The 1,688-nt window shown below is 38.9% G+C and carries 2 protein-coding genes and 1 pseudogene; all 3 read left to right on the forward strand.

Translation table 11 applies throughout. The annotated features are described in order from the left end of the window. Positions 1-336 (forward strand): annotated as a pseudogene (locus Q1553_RS00175) (ABC transporter ATP-binding protein); the annotation flags it as partial. Positions 337-502: 166 nt separating this feature from the next. Next, positions 503-1,117, forward strand: a complete 615-nt coding sequence (locus Q1553_RS00180) for a DUF4879 domain-containing protein (protein ID WP_115551778.1) — start codon at positions 503-505, stop codon at positions 1,115-1,117. Positions 1,118-1,127: 10 nt separating this feature from the next. Further along, entirely contained in the window at positions 1,128-1,631 is a 504-nt protein-coding gene (locus Q1553_RS00185) for a hypothetical protein (protein ID WP_300765051.1), read from the forward strand. Positions 1,632-1,688 lie beyond the last annotated feature (57 nt).

Raw genomic sequence — 1,688 nt, forward strand, 5'->3', positions numbered from 1 at the left:
GAGATTGAAAGCGAATTGTGCGAATACAAGGCGTTTAGCGCAGAGTTAGAATCGCAACAAACTCCTTGTGAGTTTAAGGATTCTCAAGAGGCGCAAACTCAAGCTCCCAAAAAGACAAAGCTAAGCTACAAAGAGAAGCGACTACTAGAGATTCTGCCCCAAGAGATTGAAAGCCTAGAATTAGAGATTAAAGGGCTTGAGGAGGCGTTGTTTAAAGGGGATTTGGGTGTGCAAGAATTACAAGAAAAGTCTGTGGAGTTAGAATCCAAAAAGGCATTGTGCGAAGAAAAGATTACGCAATATTTAGAGCTAGAGGAAAAGGAATCGCAACTTTAATGAATTAAATTTCTTGCAAGGGTGCAATAGCTGATTTTTGTCCTTGCGAGGAATGAAACGCCGAAGCAATCCATAATATAGAACTTTAGAAAAATAAAACAACAGAATCTTAATAATGGCATACTTTTTGCTTAAGATTCTACATATCTTATTTTAAAGGGTTAAAATGACAAGAAAAGCTTTAAGTCTTGCGTTGGCAAGTGTTTTAAGTTGCACAATCGCATTTGGTGCAGATAGCAACTATACCACAGAGGGTAAAGAGAAAGTTACGAGAAATGGAATGAATTTCTATGTAGAGCCAAATTCTCCACTAAAGGAAAGAATCCTTAGTGGGAAATTTGATAAATCTTTAGAGAGAATGAAAAAAGCGTATGAGGCAAATAAAAATAACGAAGCCACAAAGGCAGCAGCCCCACCTGTAAGTGCTGTGTATATCATAGGAGTGTGTTCGTCTCAAATGAAAGAGCAAACAGGCTATGATTGTGAAGAGATTCCTAGCGATACTCAAACAGAAACAATTATCAATCACGGGGGCAATCCATTTGAAGTTATTACGGGAGTTGTAGGCTATGGAGGCAGAAGCACAGATAGTGCAACTTTTGCGGGAAATCAGGCAACAATGATAGAATGTCAAGGCGCAGTCAATAATAGTAACATTGTTTATGGCTGGTTGGAAGTTTGGGATATTTCCAAGCCTAGCAATACTAATGGCACATTTACTTACACCGCGCGTTCCATTAATGTTGGCCCAACAATGAGTGCAAGTATTTATATCAAATAAGGGGTTGTCTATGCAAATCAACACACAAAATCAATACTTATACAAGAATCCCTCCAATCAAGCTCAAACAACGCAGTCGCAAGAGGATTCTAAGGCTTTTGGGGAATATTTGGGTATGGTAGTGCCAACAGAGGAAATGCTAGAACAATTAGAAAATGGAACTTATAAAAAGCCAGAGGATTCCGCGCCTACACTTGATAGAGGGACACGCACTCTTGCTTATGCGGCAAAATTTGCTAATGACATAGAAAAGGCGATGAAACTTCAAGGAATTAGCGATGTCTCTAAGCTAGATAAGGCAATCTTTAATCAAGCGCGAATGGAGAGTAGCCTAGAATCTAACGGTGATAAAATCCAAGATTTACTTGATGAGACAATCTCCGCCTTGCAAAACGATAGAGTAAAAAGCGGGAATTTAAGCAATGGTAAATATGAAAGTCAAGCACAATTTGAAGCGCGAAAGGCAAGGACGATTGACATTTTAAGCGAGATTCTGCAAGGAATTAAGGCGTAAGATTCTATTGTTTCTTTTCTTTATGCAAGATTATAGATTGCTTCAGCCCTAAAGGGC

The organism is Helicobacter sp. UBA3407 (assembly GCF_949747025.1).
In the GTDB taxonomy this organism is placed as follows: domain Bacteria; phylum Campylobacterota; class Campylobacteria; order Campylobacterales; family Helicobacteraceae; genus Helicobacter_D; species Helicobacter_D ganmani.

Coding starts and splice junctions, on each gene's coding strand:
- Q1553_RS00180 (WP_115551778.1), top strand. CDS start 503: ATGACAAGAAAAGCTTTAAGTCTTGCGTTGGCAAGTGTTTTAAGTTGC.
- Q1553_RS00185 (WP_300765051.1), top strand. CDS start 1,128: ATGCAAATCAACACACAAAATCAATACTTATACAAGAATCCCTCCAAT.